This is a genomic window from Nitratidesulfovibrio sp. HK-II (genome assembly GCF_003402415.2).
Classification (GTDB): Bacteria; Desulfobacterota; Desulfovibrionia; order Desulfovibrionales; family Desulfovibrionaceae; genus Cupidesulfovibrio.
Map to the genome: position 1 here is coordinate 36,133 of NZ_AP036014.1, position 17,532 is coordinate 53,664.

Annotated in this window: 16 protein-coding genes and 1 tRNA gene; 13 read left to right on the plus strand and 4 right to left on the minus strand. The window is 66.6% G+C overall.

The genetic code is table 11. The features are described from left to right. The first annotated feature begins 84 nt into the window (after nt 1-84). Nucleotides 85-774, plus strand: coding sequence for a class I SAM-dependent methyltransferase (locus RVX_RS00140; protein ID WP_230404733.1), 690 nt, complete (start codon nt 85-87; stop codon nt 772-774). 231 nt (nt 775-1,005) lie between these two features. Further along, complete coding sequence (locus RVX_RS00145) at nt 1,006-1,248, plus strand: hypothetical protein (protein ID WP_116307331.1); 243 nt, start codon at nt 1,006-1,008, stop codon at nt 1,246-1,248. A 151-nt stretch (nt 1,249-1,399) separates the two neighbouring features. Here the strand turns inward: RVX_RS00145 and RVX_RS00150 are convergent, their stop codons facing one another. After that, nucleotides 1,400-3,055, minus strand: coding sequence for an L-lactate permease (locus RVX_RS00150; protein ID WP_116307328.1), 1,656 nt, complete (start codon nt 3,053-3,055; stop codon nt 1,400-1,402). Between the two features lie 911 nt (nt 3,056-3,966). After that, nucleotides 3,967-4,043, minus strand: a tRNA-Arg gene (locus tag RVX_RS00155). Between the two features lie 449 nt (nt 4,044-4,492). On the opposite strand from RVX_RS00155, the gene RVX_RS00160 reads away from it, so the two are divergent. The 4 genes from RVX_RS00160 to RVX_RS00175 all read left to right on the plus strand — a co-directional run bounded on the left by RVX_RS00160 (nt 4,493) and on the right by RVX_RS00175 (nt 8,238). Next, nucleotides 4,493-5,119 (plus strand): UbiX family flavin prenyltransferase, encoded by a 627-nt coding sequence (locus tag RVX_RS00160; protein WP_116307326.1) that lies wholly within the window; start codon nt 4,493-4,495, stop codon nt 5,117-5,119. Between the two features lie 192 nt (nt 5,120-5,311). After that, nucleotides 5,312-6,040 carry a metal-dependent hydrolase gene (locus RVX_RS00165; RefSeq protein ID WP_116307325.1) on the plus strand — a complete coding sequence of 243 codons (729 nt, stop codon included), beginning with the start codon at nt 5,312-5,314 and terminating at the stop codon, nt 6,038-6,040. Between the two features lie 282 nt (nt 6,041-6,322). Beyond that, nucleotides 6,323-6,640, plus strand: a complete 318-nt coding sequence (locus tag RVX_RS00170; protein WP_116307324.1) for a GIY-YIG nuclease family protein — start codon at nt 6,323-6,325, stop codon at nt 6,638-6,640. A gap of 2 nt (nt 6,641-6,642) precedes the next feature. Continuing rightward, on the plus strand, nt 6,643-8,238 hold the full coding sequence (locus RVX_RS00175; protein WP_116307322.1) for a DEAD/DEAH box helicase: 1,596 nt from the start codon (nt 6,643-6,645) through the stop codon (nt 8,236-8,238). A 376-nt stretch (nt 8,239-8,614) separates the two neighbouring features. On the opposite strand, the gene RVX_RS00180 is transcribed toward RVX_RS00175, so the two are convergent. Continuing rightward, a complete protein-coding gene (locus tag RVX_RS00180) occupies nt 8,615-9,244 on the minus strand; it encodes a LysE/ArgO family amino acid transporter (RefSeq protein WP_116307320.1) in 630 nt (209 codons plus the stop codon). A gap of 123 nt (nt 9,245-9,367) precedes the next feature. Between RVX_RS00180 and RVX_RS00185 the strand changes: the two genes are divergently transcribed. Beyond that, nucleotides 9,368-10,330, plus strand: coding sequence for a LysR family transcriptional regulator ArgP (locus RVX_RS00185; protein WP_116307318.1), 963 nt, complete (start codon nt 9,368-9,370; stop codon nt 10,328-10,330). 328 nt (nt 10,331-10,658) lie between these two features. Here the strand turns inward: RVX_RS00185 and cobT are convergent, their stop codons facing one another. Further along, nucleotides 10,659-11,738 (minus strand): nicotinate-nucleotide--dimethylbenzimidazole phosphoribosyltransferase, encoded by a 1,080-nt coding sequence (cobT, locus tag RVX_RS00190; RefSeq protein WP_116307316.1) that lies wholly within the window; start codon nt 11,736-11,738, stop codon nt 10,659-10,661. Nucleotides 11,739-12,030: 292 nt separating this feature from the next. On the opposite strand from cobT, the gene RVX_RS00195 reads away from it, so the two are divergent. From RVX_RS00195 to RVX_RS00220, 6 genes are all read left to right on the plus strand, one after another. Beyond that, nucleotides 12,031-13,617 carry a trypsin-like peptidase domain-containing protein gene (locus RVX_RS00195; protein ID WP_230404731.1) on the plus strand — a complete coding sequence of 529 codons (1,587 nt, stop codon included), beginning with the start codon at nt 12,031-12,033 and terminating at the stop codon, nt 13,615-13,617. A gap of 213 nt (nt 13,618-13,830) precedes the next feature. Next, the gene (locus RVX_RS00200; RefSeq protein WP_007525515.1) at nt 13,831-14,019 is read left to right on the plus strand and encodes a ferredoxin; all 189 of its coding nucleotides are present in this window, start codon (nt 13,831-13,833) and stop codon (nt 14,017-14,019) included. 445 nt (nt 14,020-14,464) lie between these two features. Beyond that, a complete protein-coding gene (locus RVX_RS00205; protein WP_116307312.1) occupies nt 14,465-15,133 on the plus strand; it encodes a YkgJ family cysteine cluster protein in 669 nt (222 codons plus the stop codon). A 2-nt stretch (nt 15,134-15,135) separates the two neighbouring features. Then, entirely contained in the window at nt 15,136-15,528 is a 393-nt protein-coding gene (locus tag RVX_RS00210; protein WP_007525518.1) for a hypothetical protein, read from the plus strand. Then, nucleotides 15,518-16,141 carry a tetratricopeptide repeat protein gene (locus tag RVX_RS00215; protein WP_116307310.1) on the plus strand — a complete coding sequence of 208 codons (624 nt, stop codon included), beginning with the start codon at nt 15,518-15,520 and terminating at the stop codon, nt 16,139-16,141. The genes RVX_RS00210 and RVX_RS00215 overlap by 11 nt, the downstream gene beginning before the upstream one ends. Before the next feature lie 304 nt (nt 16,142-16,445). After that, nucleotides 16,446-17,531, plus strand: a complete 1,086-nt coding sequence (locus RVX_RS00220) for a glycosyltransferase (protein WP_116307308.1) — start codon at nt 16,446-16,448, stop codon at nt 17,529-17,531. Nucleotide 17,532 lies beyond the last annotated feature (1 nt).

Consider the following 17,532-nt stretch of genomic DNA (forward strand, 5'->3'; position numbering starts at 1 on the left):
CCTGCCACGTCGGAGCAGGCCGTCCGGTCCCGCCGGGCTGGCGACCCATTGCCACCCAGACGGTTGGGATGCTCCGGGGCCGACGTGCTGCCCGCCCTGCGCGATCTGTCACGGCAGGCCGTGGCCCACGCGCTGGCCCGCGTCGTGGCCCTGGCCGACGACATTGCCGGAGGCGCGAAAGACCCTGCCGAGGCGAGAGTTCGTGCTGCCGCAGCCGCTTGTCCCGGAGCTTCCTGGCCCGTGGCCGTGGACGGCACGGCGGGCAACGGCCATGACACGCTGTTCCTGGCCCGGCTGGTGGGCGAGGGCGGGCTGGTGCACGCCTTCGATGTGCAGCCGGAGGCCCTGGCCCGCACGGCGGCACGCCTGGCGGCAGAGGGACTGGAGGAGCGCGCGGCGCTGCACGGGCGCGGCCACGAGGAACTGGCGGCGGCACTGGGAGCGCACGGCGGCGTCAGCGCCAGCCCGACCCGGGTGGCCGTGGGCATGTTCAACCTGGGCTTTCTGCCCGGCAGCGACCGTGGCGTGGCCACCCGTACGGACACCACCCTGGCCGCCCTGGACGCGCTGCTGCCGTTGCTGGCGCCGGGCGGGCTGGTTTCACTGCACGTCTATGCCGGGCATCCCGGCGGGGCGGACGAGGCCGCCGCGCTGGATGGCCGCCTTGCCGGGCTGGATTGGCGCATGTGGCGGGTAGCCCGGTACGAGTTCGCCAACAAGCCCCGCAACCCGGAACGGCTGCTGCTGGTGTCGCGGCTGCCCGGCCCGGCGTAGCTTGCCGTCCGAATTTGCTCTGTCCGGACCTGTCCTGCCCGCACCGGTTCAGGCTACACCAGTTCAAGCCGGACCGGCTCTGGCCGACCCTGCCAGGGAAAACCCTGTGAATGCCTTTCCGGTGGTCGGCCAGCCGTCGGCGGCGCGCGCCCGCCTGTCCGCCGCGCATCCCCATGCACCTTGCAACCCGGCGGCCACAACACGCTGTCGGCATGGCCACGAGTACTCCCCATGACCTCCGAGACTTCCGTATTTCCCGACCCCTCCGACGACGACCTGTGGGCAGCCGTGCGCGCGGACATGGAAAAACGCTTCCCCGGCCGCTACCCGGAGGCGGACGTCCGCCGCGCCTTCGAGGCGGTGTGCGCCGCGCATGACGATTACCTGCCGCAAGCCGCCCTGCTCAAGAAGGTGCGCATGGCCTGCATGTGGACCCGCCCCAGCCTGGACGGCCGGGCCGAGGGCGCGGAATAGCGGGGCAAGGCGCACGACGGCGCAGTAAAAAGGACACCCCCCGAGCCAGGCTCGGGGGGTGCTTTTTTTCGCCCGGCGGGTGCACGCGGGGCGCGGGGCAGGCGGGAGCATTCATGCCTGCCCCGCGCTTTCGGACGAAAGTCCTGTCACGCTACGGCAGCATCCACTTCAGCGGGTAGGCCTGCAGCATGGTGAGCACGCAGATGAACATGGTCATCGCCACCGAATGCCACAGGGTGAAGCGGAACAGCTGGCCTTCCTGGCCAACCATCTTGGTGGCCGCGGTGGCTACCGAGATGGACTGGGGCGAGATCATCTTGCCGGTGACGCCACCCGAGGAGTTGGCGGCAACGGCCAGGTGCGGATCCATGCCCACGCTGGTGGCGGTGGTGCGCTGCAGACCGCTGAAGAGCGCGTTGGACGAGGTGTCCGAACCGGTCAGGAACACGCCCAGCCAGCCCAGCAGCGGCGAGAAGAACGGGAACAGCCAGCCGGTCTTGGTGAAGGCGAGGCCCATGGTCGAGCTCATGCCCGAGTAGTTCATGATCTGGGCAAGGCCGAGGATCATGGCGATGGTCACGATGGGGAAGCGCAGCTGATGCATGGTGCGGAACAGGCAGGGAATGGCCTGGCCGTAACCGTACTTGGGCATCATGGGCACCGCGGCAAGGCCGGTGAACAGGATGGCGGTGCCGGCGGCGGAGATGATGTTCAGCTTGTACATGGCGCCGTACGGGGCATTGGCGGCCACGATGGGCATGGTCTTTTCGATGGCGTTGTGCAGGCCCGGCCAGGCAAAGCCCTTGGCGGCCAGCGGGGTGTAGCCAGCGCCCAGGGCGCCGTCGAGGTAGGGCTTGATTTCCGGCAGGCCCCAGAAGAACACCATGACGGCCAGGATGATGTAGGGCATCCAGGCGCGGATGATTTCACCGAAGGAGTAAGGCGAGGGACCGGTGACGGAAGAGGGGGTTTCGTCGGGGAAGTGCCAGGTGGTGGCGGGCTTCCACACGCGCAGCAGCAGCACGAGGCCGATGATGGTGACGATGGCCGACATGATGTCGGGCAGGGTCGGGCCGTGGAAGTTCGAGAAGGCATACTGCGAACCGGCAAAGCACACGCCGGCCACGAGCACGGCGGGCAGCACTTCCAGCGAACGCTTGAAGCCGCACATGGTCACGCACAGCCACATGGGCACGATGATCGACAGGAACGGCAGCTGACGGCCGACGATCTGGCTGATGTGCATGGTGTCGAGACCGGACACCTGACCGGCGACGATGACCGGAATACCGATGGCGCCGAAGGCCACCGGAGCGGTGTTGGCGATAAGGCAGATGCCCGCGGCGTACAGCGGGTTGAAGCCCAGGCCCACCAGCATGGCGGCGGTGATGGCCACGGGGGTGCCGAAACCGGCGGTGCCTTCGATGAACGAACCGAACGCGAAGGCGATGAAGATGGCCTGCAGGCGGCGGTCGTCGGTGAGGCGGGCCAGCGAATCCTTGATGATTTCGAATTCGCCGGATTCAACGGTCATGTTGTAGATCCACACCGCCGTGATGACGATCCAGACGATGGGGAACAACCCGTACGCTGCACCGTACAGGGTTGCATTGACGGCCAGGTTCACGGGCATGCCCCACACCAGGATGGCGAGCAGCACGGCCGCGGAGGTGCCGAGGGCTGCGGCGAAGTGGCCCTTCGCGCGGCGCACGGCCAGCATGTAGAAGAGAACATACAGCGGCACGGCGGCGACCAGTGCCGACAAAAGGATGTTCGAGAGCGGATCGTAGTTCTGCACCCAGTTCATGAAACTCCTCCCTTACGGATTATGATGAGGGCCTGCACCGGCCCCAGCCCATGGGCTTGTTCTTGATCGTCGCATTAGCCTATGGAAAACATGACTTCAAGACGGGAAGGAGAATCTTTTTTTTCAGACTTGGCGTATGTTTTCAATAAAAAACCATGCTCATTCCGCAACAATGGACACACAGTATTTAATTGTTCGCGCAAACAGCATATTCATTACGTTTCATGCACAATAAATATAATCAAAATATAACTCATGAACATGGAACATTGCCAAGTAATGCCACGTCTGAACGTGTCCATGGCAATTAATACTCAAGCATGTTTTTTATTTTGCATAAAGCAATTGACTCTTGATGAAATATTACATGCCACGCATATCCAGTGCGCCTGCCTTTGAATGCTGTTTCCGGTGTGATGACGGGCTGGCATGGCGTTTCCTGCGTATGGTTGTGTCATCATTGTGCCCCATCACGGCTGCGAACGCAGGCGCGCTGCGTGCCCTGAACGTGCCTGGCCCCCCAACGAGCGGCCGGGCGATGCGGCGACACCCGGCGCAAAAAAACCTCTCCTTCCGTTTGCCTTGTGCCCTAGCGCCTTGCAGGCATGCTGCCGCTCAAGGGCGCACCGTGCGCGACGCGAGATAACGTGCCTGCTCGCTATTCTTTAAGCATGTGTTGCTGCAGCGTGAAGGCGTGTCCGGTCATTTGCGTCCGAAAAAACGGACAAAATTTTCCAGGGCGAAGCATTATTTTTTTGCGAAAGGGGGTGCAGGGGAGCCGCAAGGGGGATCACAGGGGGCGCAAGGGGGGGGCGATACCCCTACGCGGCAAGCGGCGTTGAGTGCCGCAGGCGGCGGGCACGCAAAAGGGGCGTTTCCGCCGTGTTGCGAAAACGCCCCCAAGGGTCGCGTGGTGGGCAATACAGGATTCGAACCTGTGGCCTTTGGCTCCGGAGGCCAACGCTCTATCCATCTGAGCTAATTGCCCGCGAAACGGGACAACTATCGCCTGCCCGCCAGCACTGTCAAGACATATGTGGTCCTGCCCCCCGCGCCATGCCCTTTCCCGCCGCCGCCGCTCGGACACGACCGGCAAACTCCGAATTGCCGCGCCTACCCTTCCCCACGCCGTCGAATGGCCGCCAATGTGTGACGGTCTTGAAAAAAATCGTGTCGGACGGCCTTGCAGGCATGGCGTGTCGTGCACATTTTCGATAAAAACATTCCCACCCCACCCCCATTGCGTCGCCCCTCTCGCCCCGGCCGCCGTCCGTCTGATTTTTCCACCCCGGCTGGTACGGCATCGGCTCGGTCCGCACTGCCGGATGCCAGAGGACGTTGGCGGATGCCAGCCGGAACGGTCATGCGCAGGTTGTCCGCGCGCCGCGCGGCAGCACCACGCAACGCCATGGATGCGGGCATGATTCCGGAGATTTCATGAAGCGCTTCGTGGTCGGCATATCCGGCGCCAGCGGCATGCCCCTGGCCGTCACCCTGCTGCGCGGGCTGCGCGCCGCCGCGCGCACCCTGCCTGGTCAGCCTGATCTCGCTGGTCAATCTGCGCTGTCAGGCGGCGTGCAGACGCACCTTGTGGTGTCCGACGCGGCCCGGCAGGTGCTGGCCCTTGAATCGGACCTGCGCGCCGAAGACCTGCTGGCCCTGGCCGACGTGGTGCACGACGCGCGCGATTTCGGCGCGCCGCCCTCCAGCGGTTCGTGGCCCCACGACGGCATGGTGGTCTGCCCCTGCTCCATGAGCACGCTGGCCGCCATCGCCCACGGCACCGGCAGCAACCTGCTGCACCGCGCCGCCGACGTCACCCTGAAGGAACGCCGCCCGCTGGTGCTGGTGGTGCGCGAAACGCCCCTGAGCCGGGTGCACCTGCGCAACATGCTGGCCGCCGCCGAGGCGGGCGCGGTGATCATGCCGCCCTGCCCCGGCTTCTACGCGCGGCCCGCCAGCGTGCAGGACATCCTGGACCACCTTGCCGGGCGCATTCTGGACCAGATCGGCGTGCCCAATGCCCTTGCCGCCCGCTGGGGCGAGGCCGCCGAACGGGAATAGCCCGCGCCGCCACGGCCGCGCGGCAGCGAGAGGAAACGCCGACTCCCCGGTGTTGCGTCGACACCGAAGGGCCAGGGCAACGTTTCCGTGGCCGCATCGCGGGCGCCCCCCGCCGTCCGGGCACGAACGGTCCTGGATCGGCATGGCCGCGCCGGTGCGGAAACCTTTTTTGCGGAAAGGCAGGATCAGACCATGCAATACAGTCTCACATGGCACGGCCACGCCAATTTCCAGATTTCCTGCGACCGGGCCAACGTGCTGGTGGACCCGTTTTTCGAGGGCAACCCCTCGGCGTCCACCCCGTGGAGCGACATCGCCCCGCCCGACCTCGTGCTGGTCACCCACGACCATGGCGACCACGTGGGCCAGGCCGTGCAGATATGCAACACCACCGGCGCGCTGCTGGGATGCATCGTGGGCACGGCCCAGCGTCTGCTGGAAGAAGGGCTGCGCCCCGGCCTGCTGCTGAACTCCATCGGCTTCAACATTGGCGGCACGGTGGCGCACAAGGAAATTTCCGTCACCATGACCCAGGCCTTCCACTCGTCCGAGTCGGGCGCACCCGTGGGGTACATCGTGACCATGCCGGGCGGCTTCACCTTCTACCACGCCGGGGACACGGGCATCTTCTCGTCGATGGAGCTGTGGGGACGGCTGCATTCCATCGACCTGGCCATGCTGCCCATCGGCGGCACCTTCACCATGGACGCGCGGCAGGCGGCCATGGCCAGCGCCATGCTGCGCACCCGCTCGGTGGTGCCCATGCACTGGGGCACTTTTCCGGTGCTGGAGCAGAACACCGAGCGCTTTCGCGAGCAACTGCGCAACCATGCCCCCGACTGTCGGCTGTTCGACATGAAGCCCGGCGACACCATCACCCTGGACATGGGCGAGGATGGCCGAGGCTGCGCCTACTGTTAGGCACACGATCTTTTTTGCCGCCGAAGGAAAACACCTGCCAGCGCCAAAAAATCCTCGCGTGCGTGTGGATGCAGCACGTAATCTGGAAAAGACAGGACACCGGCCGCGCGCTCGTGGCAACGGACCCGCACCATCAACACTGCAACACGCCTTGCGCGCCACGCGCCGGAATGCGGATTCCGGCCCACGGGCACAGGGCATCGCCTCCGGTTTCGCGCATGTCTGGCATCGTGCGCGGGAGGTCTGGAGCAAGCGGGGCGTGTGCCCCGGTTCGGCACCTCCATGGAACACGCGGCGGTAACATACAAATGGGTTGTCTATCTTGTGCGCTGTGCCGACGGGACGCTGTACTGCGGCGTCACCACGGACATGGAACGGCGCCTTGGCGAGCACAACCGGGGCAGGGGCGCACGCTACACGCGTTCGCGCCGCCCGGTCACGCTGGTCGCCACCGCCCCGTTCCCTGACCGCAGCACCGCACAGAAGGCCGAGCATCACGTCAAACGGCTGCCCCCCGACAGGAAGCAGGAAGCACTGGCACGATACGCCAGCGCACTTCCCGTCGCGGCGTCGCCGAGCGCCCCGCGCACGAAGGAATGAGAATGGAAACCTTACGTTTTGAAGAATTGTCCCTTTCCAAGGAAATCCTGAAAGCCATCGAAGAGATGGGCTTCGAAGAAGCCTCGCCCATTCAGGCGCTGGCCATCCCCCACATCATGGAAGGCCGCGACGTCATCGGCCAGGCCCAGACCGGCACCGGCAAGACCGCCGCCTTCGGCATTCCCCTGCTGGAACGCATCGACCCGCGCGAAAAGGACATCCAGGGCATCATCCTGTGCCCCACGCGCGAACTGGCCATCCAGGTGGCGGAAGAACTCACCCAGCTTTCCTCGCGCAAGCGCGGCCTGTACGTGCTGCCCGTGTACGGCGGGCAGCCCATCGACCGCCAGTTCAAGGCCCTGCGCCGCGGCGCGCAGGTGGTGGTGGGCACCCCCGGCCGCGTCATGGACCACATGGAGCGCGGCACCATCAACCTTTCCACGGTGCGCATGGCCGTGCTGGATGAAGCCGACGAAATGCTCGACATGGGCTTTCGCGACGACATCGAGCACATCCTGGGCCAGGTGCGGAGCGAAGCGCAGACGGTGTTCTTTTCCGCCACCATGCCCCCGGCCATCCTGGACATGGCCCAGCGCTTCCTGAAGACGCCCGAATTCCTCAAGGTGACCCAGAAGCAGGTCACCGTGCCCAGCATCGAACAAATCTACTACGAAGTGCGGCCCTTCCAGAAGCTGGAGGCGCTGTGCCGCGTGCTGGACCTGTACAACCCCAAGCGCGCCATCGTGTTCTGCTCGACCAAGCGCGGCGTGGATGAACTGACCCAGCACCTGCAAGGGCGCGGCTACCAGGCCGACGGCCTGCACGGCAACCTCAACCAGTCGCAGCGCGACCGGGTGATGGCGCGCTTCCGCAGTAACGGCATCGAAATCCTGGTGGCCACCGACGTGGCCGCGCGCGGCATCGACGTGGACGACGTGGAAGCCGTGGTCAACTACGACATCCCCAACGCGGTCGAACACTACGTGCACCGCATCGGCCGCACCGGCCGCGCCGGGCGTTCCGGCCGGGCGTTCACCTTTGTCTCCGGGCGCGACTTCTACAAGCTGCGCGACATCAAGAAGTTCACCAAGGCGCACATCGTGCAGCACCAGGTGCCCACGTCCAGCGACGTGGCCACGGTGAAGACCAACCAGCTGCTGGCCGAAGTGCGCCGCCACATCGAGGCGGGCGAGCTGGAAAAGTACACCGACATCGTGGAATCGTTCCTGGACGAGGACGTGACCACCGTGGACATGGCCGCCGCGCTGCTGAAGCTGCTGATGCGCCGTGAACTGGGCGACGCCGTGCCCGGCGGTGAAAAGACCCCTGCGGGCACCGGGGCCGAACCCGGCATGGTGCGCCTGTTCCTGAACGTGGGCCGCAAGATGCGCGTCACCGCGCGCGACATCGTGGGGGCCATCGCGGGCGAAACGGGCATACCCGGCCGCATGATCGGGGCCATCGACATCCGCGACCGCGTATCGTTCGTGGAAGTGCCCGCCGACTACGCGCAAGAGGTGCTCTCCGTCATGAACGGCAACCAGATCCGGGGCTTCCGCCTGGCGGTGGAACCGGCGACCCCGCGCGAACGGGATTAGGTGGCATAGCCGCAAGGCGCCTTTTGTCCTCTGCCTGCGTCAGTCCGCCGTTCCATTCCGGTCGAGTACGGAAAGAGCGCGCTGCGGTCGCCATCCGTAAGGTTCGCAAGCTCACCTAACGGCTGCCGCACGTCCCTCCATGGAACGACGGCCTTCCTTGGCAGAGAACAAAATTCCCTCTTGCGGCAACGCCACCTGTGGCTGCGCGTAACGAAACAAAGACCGTAGAAAAAGAAAGTGAGGTCCCGGCATCGGGGCCTCACTTTCTTTGTTGAAAAACAGCGCCGCAGACTAATTCACAGTGTCGAGGGAGGCGCGCCCGTTATGCGGTCCTTTCCGCCTAACGGGTGGTGACCGCCACGCGTCAAAAGGATTACTACCCCGCCCAGGCCTGCCGGGCCAGCGACAGGGCCACGCCCCACACCACCAGGCAAACGCTGCCGTCCAGCACCCGCCAGGCCACGGGCTTGCGGAACAGCGGGGCCAGCACCCTGCCGCAGCCGCCAAGGGCGAAGAACCACAGGCACGAGGCCGTGGCCGCGCCCGCGCCGAAGGAAAGCCGTTCGGCCGCCGGGTAGTGCCCGCTGATGCCGCCCAGCATGACCACGGTATCGAGGTACACGTGCGGGTTCAGCAGAGACACGGCCAGGGTGGCCCCCAGCACCCGGCGCAGGCTGGTGCGCCCACCGTCGCCCACCGCCCGGTCGGCCTCAAGGATGCCGGGCCGCAGGGCCGAGCGCAACGCGCCGAACCCGAACCACGCCAAGAACACCGCGCCGCCCACTGCCGCGCCCTGCCGCAGCAGCGGGCTGGCGGCAACCGCCGTGCCCACCCCGGCCACCCCGGCGGTAATCAGCACCACGTCAATGAGCGCGCACAGCGCGGCCACGGCCATGTGGTGGTTGCGGCGCAGGCTCTGGGTCAGCACGAAGGCGTTCTGCGCGCCGATGGCGATGATCAGGCTGGCCCCGATGCCGAGGCCCTGAAGGTAGGGGGTAGGGTGCATGACGCGACTCCTGAAGCAGGATGGGATGCCCGGCAAGGCCGGTACGCCTACCCACTACGCCGTTCCGGGCCATGCGTGAAATTACTTGTTGTGCTGTTGCATAAGCATAAGTAATGATCGGCCATGCTTGATTACCGACTTGTGGAGGCCGTGGCCGCCGTCATCCGTGAAGGGGGCTTCGAGCGGGCCGCACGGGTGCTGCACCTGACGCAGTCCGCCGTATCGCAGCGGGTGAAAGCGCTGGAGGACCAGTTGGGCACCGTGCTGGTGGTGCGCGCCACCCCGGCCCGCGCCACCGACGAGGGCCGCCGCCTGCTGGCACACTGCGACAAGGTGGGGCTGCTGGAAACCGATCTGGCCGCCGCGCTGCGGCCAGAGGGCGGTGCTGGCGGCGCATCCGGTTGGCCGGATTCGGATGACTCCGAAATCGCCGACATCCCCTGGACCACCCTGCCGGTGGCCGTGAACGCCGACAGCCTGGCCACGTGGTTTCCCGACGCCGTGGCCCCGTTCCTGCGCGCGGAGCGCGCCCTGCTGGACCTGTCCGTGGACGATCAGGAGCGCACCCATCTTCTGTTGCGCGACGGCCACGTGGCCGCCGCCGTGTCCACCCGCGCCGCCGCCGTGCAGGGCTGCCGCTGCCTGCCCCTGGGCCGGGTGGACTACCTGTGTCTGGCCGCGCCGGACTTCGCCGCGCAGTGGTTCCCCGTCGGGCTCACCGAGGCCGCCCTGTGCCGCGCGCCCGCCGTGATCTTCAACCGCGCCGACGAGGTGCATCACCAGTTCCTGCGCGGCCTGCTGCCCAGCGCCGCGTCCTTTGAAAAGATCACCCGCAGCCTGCCGCTGCATTACATTCCTTCGTCCGAACGGTTCGTGGACGTGGTTGCCCAGGGCCTTGCCTACGGCATGATTCCCCTGCCCCAGGCCCGCCACCATCTCTCCGACGGCCGCCTGGTCGATCTCGCTCCCGGCCGTGCCGTGCCCATCCACCTTTTCTGGCACTGCTGGGGACTGCGCACCCGCCTGCTTGATGCCCTGACCCACCATGTGGTCAGTCATGCCCAACAGGTGCTGGCGCAGGAATAGACAAAGGCAATCCATGAAATGAATCGGGGGGAAGGAACCTTTTAAAAAAGGTTCCTTCCCCCCGGGCCCCCCATCCTCCCAAACTTTTCATTTGGTCTGATGGGCAAAAGGTACGAAAGCCACGGCCTCACCCGCTACATAGTTTCATCTACACCCTGTATGCGTGGCGCGGCTCACTTGAAAAGCATTGGAAATATCAACTCCGCAAAAAGCCAAGCGGCTTTGCTCTCCCCCATACAAAAAGTTTTGAGGGATGGGGGTCCGGGGGAAGGGAACTTTTTCAAAAGTTCCCTTCCCCCGGTTCTCTTCCATCAAATCTAGCTTCTCCCTACTTCCCGGCATCCACCCCGGCATCGCCGAAGGTGGCCATCTTTTCGAAGATGTCGGCGGCGCTGCGCAGCAGGAAGATGGACAACGCGCCGCCGGTGCCTTCGCCAAGGCGCAGGCCAAGGTCGAGCAGGGGGCGGATGTCCAGCTTGTGCAGGATGGCCTTGTGGCCCTGTTCTGCGGAGGCGTGGCTGAACACGCAGTACCCGGCCACGGCGGGGGCTATTTTCCAGGCGGCGGTATAGGCGGCGGAGGAAATGAAACCGTCGATGACGGCCACCAGGCGGTGGCGGGCAGCGCCCAGGATGAGGCCCGCCAGCGCGGCGATTTCCAGCCCGCCCACGGCGGCCAGGATGTCCACGGGGTCGCCGGATTCGATGGCGCGGCGGTTGGCGGCCAGGGCGGCGCGGATGACCTGGGCCTTGCGGGCCACGCCGTGGGCGTCCAGGCCCGTGCCGGGGCCGGTGACGGTTTCCGGATCAAGGCCGAGGTAGGCGCAGTACAGGGCGGTGGAAGGGGTGGTGTTGGCGATGCCCATGTCGCCGGTGCCCACGCAGCGGCAGCCGTCGGCGGCGGCCTGCGCGGCAAGCTCCGCGCCCAGCAGCAGGGCGGCCTCGCACTGTTCGCGGGTCATGGCCGGGCCGTGGGTCATGTTGGCGGTGCCGGGGGCCACCTTGCGGCGGATGAGCTGCGGGTGCGGGTCGAAGTCGTCGCCCAGGCACCCGGCGTCCACCACGCGCAGGTCGATGCCCGCGGTGGCGCACAACACGTTGATGCCCGCGCCGCCGTTCAGGAAATTGAGCACCATCTGGCGGGTCACTTCCTGCGGGAACAGCGAAACGCCCTCGGCGGCCACGCCGTGGTCGCCCGCAATGGTGAAGATGCGCGCCGGGTCGACGGCAAGGGGGCGCGCGCCGCCCTGGATGCGGTGCATCTGGAGCGCGAGGTCTTCCAGACGGCCCAGGCTGCCGCGCGGCTTGGTGAGATTGTCCAGATGGGCCTGACCGGCCGTGTCGTGCCCGTGGTCCACGGGGTCGATGGCGGCGATGAGGTCGAGAAGGCGCGGAGAGAGAGACGGCATGGGAAACCCCCGGATGTGTCGGTGTGGAACGGGAACCGGCGCACGGTAGCGCCACGGGCCGGGCAAGGCAAGCCGGGCCGAGCCAAGCCGGGCCGAAGGGACGCATGAGCCCGTGCGGGCGCGCCGCCATTGTGCCGTGCGGGCATGCTGCTTCACGCAGCGCGCCGCCTGCCACGCCTGGGTTCCCGCATGCTGCGGGCCATTGCGCGCCACCCCCCTTGCCGTTGCCCCCGGCAGGTCGCATAGTGGTGCGTGCGAAACCGCAGCACGCACACCACGGAGAGCAGCCACCATGTCCATCCATAGAGATTCGCCGCGACGGGCCGCCGTTGCCCATGCCGTTCAGGTCGTTCAGGCCGGTCAGGCAGGTCAGGCAGGTCAGGCCGGACGCCGCGCAACCCGCCGTCTCGTCCGCCTCACCCGTCTTACCTGGCACGGCATTCTGGCCGTGGCCCTCGCGGCCCTGCCGCTCCAGGTGTCCGCCCTGGCCGCCGAATCTCCGCCCCCGCCGCTGCTGGCCGACCAGCCGGTGTCCTCGCAGCCCGGCCGCCCGGCCATCACCGTGCCCACGCCGCGCTCGCCCGCCCTGCCTGCGGGCATTCCGGAAAACAGCCCGCGCCTCACCCCGGTGGTGCGCGCGGTCAGCGCCGTGGCCCCCGCCGTGGTCAACATCACCACCGCGCGGGTGGTGGAACGCAATTTCAATCCCTTCCCCGGCCTGATGGACGACGAATCGGCCCGCGAGATGTTCCCCAGCCTGCCCACCCAGCGCCAGACCCGGCGGAGCCTGGGTTCCGGGGTGATCATCAACCCGGACGGGGGGCACCCCGGCATCGTGCTCACCAATGCCCACGTCATCGCCGGGGCCACGGGCATCGCGGTGCACCTGCTGGACGGCCGCTCGCTGGACGCGGAACTGCTGGGCTCGGACACCGACTTCGACATCGCCGTGCTGCGCGTGCCCGGCGCGCAGAACCTGCCCGCCGTGAAGATGGCCACCTCGGCCGACCTCATGCCCGGCGAGACGGTGATCGCCATCGGCAACCCCTTCGGCTTCGCGCACACCGTGACCACCGGGGTGGTCTCCGCCCTTGGACGGTCCATCAAGGTGGAGCAGGGCATGATCACCGACCTCGTCCAGACCGACGCGGCCATCAACCCCGGCAACAGCGGCGGCCCGCTGCTGAACATCATGGGCGAGCTCATCGGCATCAACACGGCGGTCTACGCCAAGGGCGAGGGCATCGGCTTCGCCATTCCCGTGGACAAGGCCCGCCGCGTGGTCGAGGAACTGCTGGGCCAGGGCCGGGTGGACCCGGTGTGGCTGGGCGTGATGGGGCAGGACATCGACCAGCGCACGGCGGCCTGGCTGGGGCTGAAGCGCGCCTCGGGCATGCTGGTGACCGACGTGCAGCAGGGCACGCCCGCCGAAAAGGCGGGCCTGCGCCCCGGCGACGTGCTGGTGTCCATCAACGGCAACCCCATAGAGGACAAGGACGCCTACATCATGCTGCTGCGCAACTACACCCACCGCGACACGCTGGAGGTGGGCATACTGCGCGAAGGCAAGACGGCCACCCTGCGCATGACCCCGGCGGTGCTCACGCAGGAAACGGCGGAACGCCTGGCCGAACGGCGCTGGGGCCTGCGGGTGCAGGAGGCGCAAGGCAACGGCGTGCGCATCAACGTCGTGCTCCCCAACAGCCCGGCCGCGCGGCTGGGGCTTTCCCCCGGCGACGTGGTGCGCCAGGTGGGCGGGGTGCGGGTGAACTCCACCCGCGACTTCGCGCAGGCGTTTGCCCGGCACCGTCTGGCGGGCAAGGTGACCCTGCTCATCCAGCGCGCGGGAAAGGGTTACTATGTGTCGCTGGCGGTTTAGGAAGGCGCGAATTTCGCGCCGCGAGAATTCCTGTCGGCCGCAGGGGTGAGAATTTGCGTCAGCGCTTGACACCCCGGTTGACGCCAGCTATCTGCAATTTCGATGGTAAGCCGTCAAACCCTGTCGTGACGCGGTTTTTCCGCAATCAGGACAGGGAATTGTTCCCAAAGAGCCGACTACGTCGTCGGCCGAAAAACACGCCTGGAGGATGACATGGGTTGGACTGTTACTGTTGACACCGATAAGTGTACCGGCGACGGCGAATGCGTGGACGTGTGCCCCGTCGAAGTTTACGAACTGCAGGACGGCAAGGCTGTTCCCGTGAACGAGGAAGAATGCCTGGGCTGTGAATCCTGCGTGGAAGTCTGCGAAGCCGGCGCGATCACCGTCGAAGAGAACTAGTCGCCGCCTTTCCGGATTTGCTGCACGTCATGCCGCCGGACGACGTTTGCGCCGTCCGGCGGCATTTGCCGCATCATGGGCCGGATTTTCCAGTGCCGGACGCTTCGCGGGGGGGGGGCTTCGAAACCTTGTCCCCGTGGACGGGGCAGAAGAGGCACGAGGGGAAGGGGGGTTGCCTTCCCGTGTCCGGCCGCCCGCACGCACGGCGCAGCCTGCCGCATCGCGATTTCCCGCACATCCGCACGCCCGCGCGGGAGCCGCGCGACCCGTTCGCCCGGCCACCCGGCCCGATCTGCCGATTTTTCCAACCGTGCAGACGCGACCGGCAACCTTGGGGTGTGCATTCCGGCCACAGAACGACCGAGTCCGCCCAGCGCCCGATACGCCAACCTGTCGGGCCATCGCATGACGGTCGCGCACGCGCGGCCCCCAAGGAGCAGAATGGATGACCGTGGACCTGACGGAAATCTTCGCCAAATATGAACGACTGGTGGCGGAAGCCGATGCGCTGTTCGAGCGCGTGCGTTCGCAGCATGCCGACTGCGTGACCTGCGGCCTTGGTTGCAGCGACTGCTGCCACGCCCTGTTCGACCTCGGCCTGGTGGAGGCCATGTACCTGAACCAGCGCTTTGCCGAAGCCTTTGGCTTCGGGGCCGAGCGTTCCGCCATTCTCGAGCGGGCCGACGCGGCAGACCGCCACGCCGTGCGCCTGAAGCGCCGCCTGTACAAGGAATCGCTGACCGGGCGCGATTCGGCCGAACTGCTGGCCGAGGTGGCGCGCGAGCGCATCCGCTGCCCCCTGCTGGGCGACGACGACACCTGCGCCATGTACGCCCACCGCCCCATCACCTGCCGCCTGTACGGCATTCCCACCGCCATCGGCGGCGTGGCCCACACCTGCGGCCGCACCGGCTTCGCCCCTGGCGGGCGCTATCCCACCGTGGCCCTGGACAAGATCCACGAACGCCTGGCGGGCCTCAGCCATGAGATCCTGGTGGCCGTGCAGTCGCGCTACCGCGAACTGGACCAGGTGTACGTGCCCGTGTCCATGGCGCTGATCACCAGATACGACAACACGTACCTTGGTGTCGGCCCCGCGAAGAAGGAGGGCTGAGCATGGTCAACATTTCGGGCTCCATGTTCCGCGACAGCACCACGCGGGAACTGACGCCGGACGAGGAAGTCCAGAAGCGCGCCATCTGGGACGCCATGTCCCCCCGGCGGCGCAAGTACGTGGAGCGCATCGGCTACGAGAACTGGGACCCCTTCCAGAAGCCCAACGACCCGCTGGACACGCGCCAGGACATCACCAAGCGTACCACCCAGCAGCTTGTGCGCGAATTTTTGCAGACCGCCAACAAGAAGGACTACACCAACGAATACGGCCGTGGCGCGCTTGAAACCGCCCTCGGCATCGTCAACAAGGACGAAAAGTACCGCGGCGTGTTCGATTTCTGCGTGTGGTACTACAATATTCTGATCAAGGAGGGTCACGTCGATGAAGGATAAGTACGATGACATTGACGAGTACATCGCCGATCTGCGCGCCGAAATAGAAAAAAGCGAGAACTGCGCCAACCATCACTATAACCTTGGCGTGGCCCTGCTGCACAAGCGAGACTTCGTGGCGGCGGAAGAATCGTTCCTGAGCGCGGTGCGCAATTCGCCCCGCCTGGCCGAAGCCTACGTGCAGCTTGGGGGCATCTGCCTGCAGCGCGGCGACCTCGAAGGCTGCCTGCGCTACAATGAGGAAGCGGCCCAATGCCGCGCCAAGTTCCCGGTGCCGTGGAGCAACATCGGCTTCGTGCACCTGCAGCGCGGCGAGCCGGAAGAAGCCATCAAGGCCCTGAAAAAGGCCCTGAAGTGGGACCCGGACTTCATCCAGGCCATGGCCACCATGGGCGCCGCCTACTACATGCAGGGCGACTACGAGGCCTCCATCCAGATCAGCCGCGAGGCCATCAAGCGCGAACCCGGCTTCGGCCCCGCCTACAACAACCTGGCGCTGGCCCATTACGAACGGGGCGAGTTCGCCCAGGCCGTGCAGTTCGCCGACCAGGCCATGGCCTGCGGCTTCGAGGTGCGGCCGGAGTTCCTGAAGGACCTGGAAGCGCACCGGTAGGTTCGTCCCGGTGGGTGGCCGCCCCTGGCGGCGGAGAAAAGACACGGGGAGGGGCGCATGCCCTTCCCCGTTTTCTTTCGGGGGCCGGCCCGAAAGGGGCAGCGCCCCGGCCGCAGCGGGCGGGGCTTGTTGACCTCTGTAAAGGGATGTGTTTCACCAGCGGACAGAAACTGACCGGGAATCTGTCGTCGCGGCATGTCCACGCGGCGGCTTTCCCTTGCGTTCCCTTTCCGGATCGGACGCGCAGGTCCGATCCGCCAACTTCCATGAGCACATCGACGCGGGGCGTCGGATCCAGTCTGCCATGCACATCCTGCATATTGTGGAATCCTTCGCGGCGGGTTGCCTGACGGCCCTTTCCACGCTTTGCCATGCCGTGCGTCCGGGATTCCGCCATTCCGTGGCCTATGCCCTGCGCGAGGAAACCCCCCCGGATTTCGCGTCCCAGTTTCCGCCGGACGTGGAGTTCCATGCCGTGCCCATGGGGGTGGGCGTGCTGCCGGGCCTGCGGGCCTGCCGGGAGCTGAGCGCGCTGATCCATGGCATCCGGCCCGATGTGGTCCACTGTCATTCTTCCAAGGCGGGTGTGTATGGGCGCATTGCCGCCCTGCACCGTCACGTGCCCTCGGTCTACACGCCGCATGGTTTCGCCTTTCTGCGCACGGATGTCGCACCCGTCACGCGGGCTGCGTTCCGGGGTGTGGAATGGCTTGTCGCCCGCGCGGGGCAGGCCATTGCCGCCTGTGGGGCGGAAGAGTACGTGCTGTCGCGTCAATTGGCGGGACGGGGCAGGACCGTGGTGTTCGTGCGCAACGCCGTGGATTTGTGCGTTCTCGACGCGCTGGTGGCCAGTGCGCCCGTAAGCGGGGCCGGGGAGAGGGTGCTGGCGGGCACCTGCGGTCGTGCGGTGCCGCAACGCGCCCCGGAACTTTTCGGCGACATCGCCCGCCGCTTGCGCGGTGAAGTGGACTGGACGTGGATCGGCGCCACGGAGGCGGCCGCAGCCTGCCTGCCGCCGCACGTGACGCGCACGGGGTGGCTTGACCGGGCCGCCGCGTTGAGCCGCGTGGCGGAACTGGACATCTACGTGCAGACGTCCCGCTGGGAAGGGCTTTCGTACAGCATCCTCGAGGCCATGGCGCTCGGCAAGCCGGTGGTGGCCACCCGCATTCCCTCCAACGAGGTGGTCATCGAGGATGGAGTGACCGGGTTCCTTGGCAACGATGCCGCGGAGCTTGCCGAGCATGTGCGCCGCCTGTCGCGTGATGCCGGGCTGCGCTCCCGCATGGGGGCGGCGGCCCGCGCCTGCATCGCCGACCACTACGACGCGGGGCGCAGTTATGAAGCCTACGCCGAGTTGTACCGCCGTCTGGCCAGGACGAAGGGGTAGC

Coding starts and splice junctions, on each gene's coding strand:
- RVX_RS00205 (WP_116307312.1), top strand. CDS start 14,465: ATGACCGTGGACCTGACGGAAATCTTCGCCAAATATGAACGACTGGTG.
- RVX_RS00200 (WP_007525515.1), top strand. CDS start 13,831: ATGGGTTGGACTGTTACTGTTGACACCGATAAGTGTACCGGCGACGGC.
- RVX_RS00215 (WP_116307310.1), top strand. CDS start 15,518: ATGAAGGATAAGTACGATGACATTGACGAGTACATCGCCGATCTGCGC.
- RVX_RS00180 (WP_116307320.1), bottom strand. CDS start 9,244: ATGCACCCTACCCCCTACCTTCAGGGCCTCGGCATCGGGGCCAGCCTG.
- RVX_RS00170 (WP_116307324.1), top strand. CDS start 6,323: ATGGAACACGCGGCGGTAACATACAAATGGGTTGTCTATCTTGTGCGC.
- RVX_RS00220 (WP_116307308.1), top strand. CDS start 16,446: ATGCACATCCTGCATATTGTGGAATCCTTCGCGGCGGGTTGCCTGACG.
- RVX_RS00150 (WP_116307328.1), bottom strand. CDS start 3,055: ATGAACTGGGTGCAGAACTACGATCCGCTCTCGAACATCCTTTTGTCG.
- RVX_RS00185 (WP_116307318.1), top strand. CDS start 9,368: ATGCTTGATTACCGACTTGTGGAGGCCGTGGCCGCCGTCATCCGTGAA.
- RVX_RS00165 (WP_116307325.1), top strand. CDS start 5,312: ATGCAATACAGTCTCACATGGCACGGCCACGCCAATTTCCAGATTTCC.
- RVX_RS00210 (WP_007525518.1), top strand. CDS start 15,136: ATGGTCAACATTTCGGGCTCCATGTTCCGCGACAGCACCACGCGGGAA.
- RVX_RS00175 (WP_116307322.1), top strand. CDS start 6,643: ATGGAAACCTTACGTTTTGAAGAATTGTCCCTTTCCAAGGAAATCCTG.
- RVX_RS00195 (WP_230404731.1), top strand. CDS start 12,031: ATGTCCATCCATAGAGATTCGCCGCGACGGGCCGCCGTTGCCCATGCC.
- RVX_RS00160 (WP_116307326.1), top strand. CDS start 4,493: ATGAAGCGCTTCGTGGTCGGCATATCCGGCGCCAGCGGCATGCCCCTG.
- RVX_RS00145 (WP_116307331.1), top strand. CDS start 1,006: ATGACCTCCGAGACTTCCGTATTTCCCGACCCCTCCGACGACGACCTG.
- cobT (WP_116307316.1), bottom strand. CDS start 11,738: ATGCCGTCTCTCTCTCCGCGCCTTCTCGACCTCATCGCCGCCATCGAC.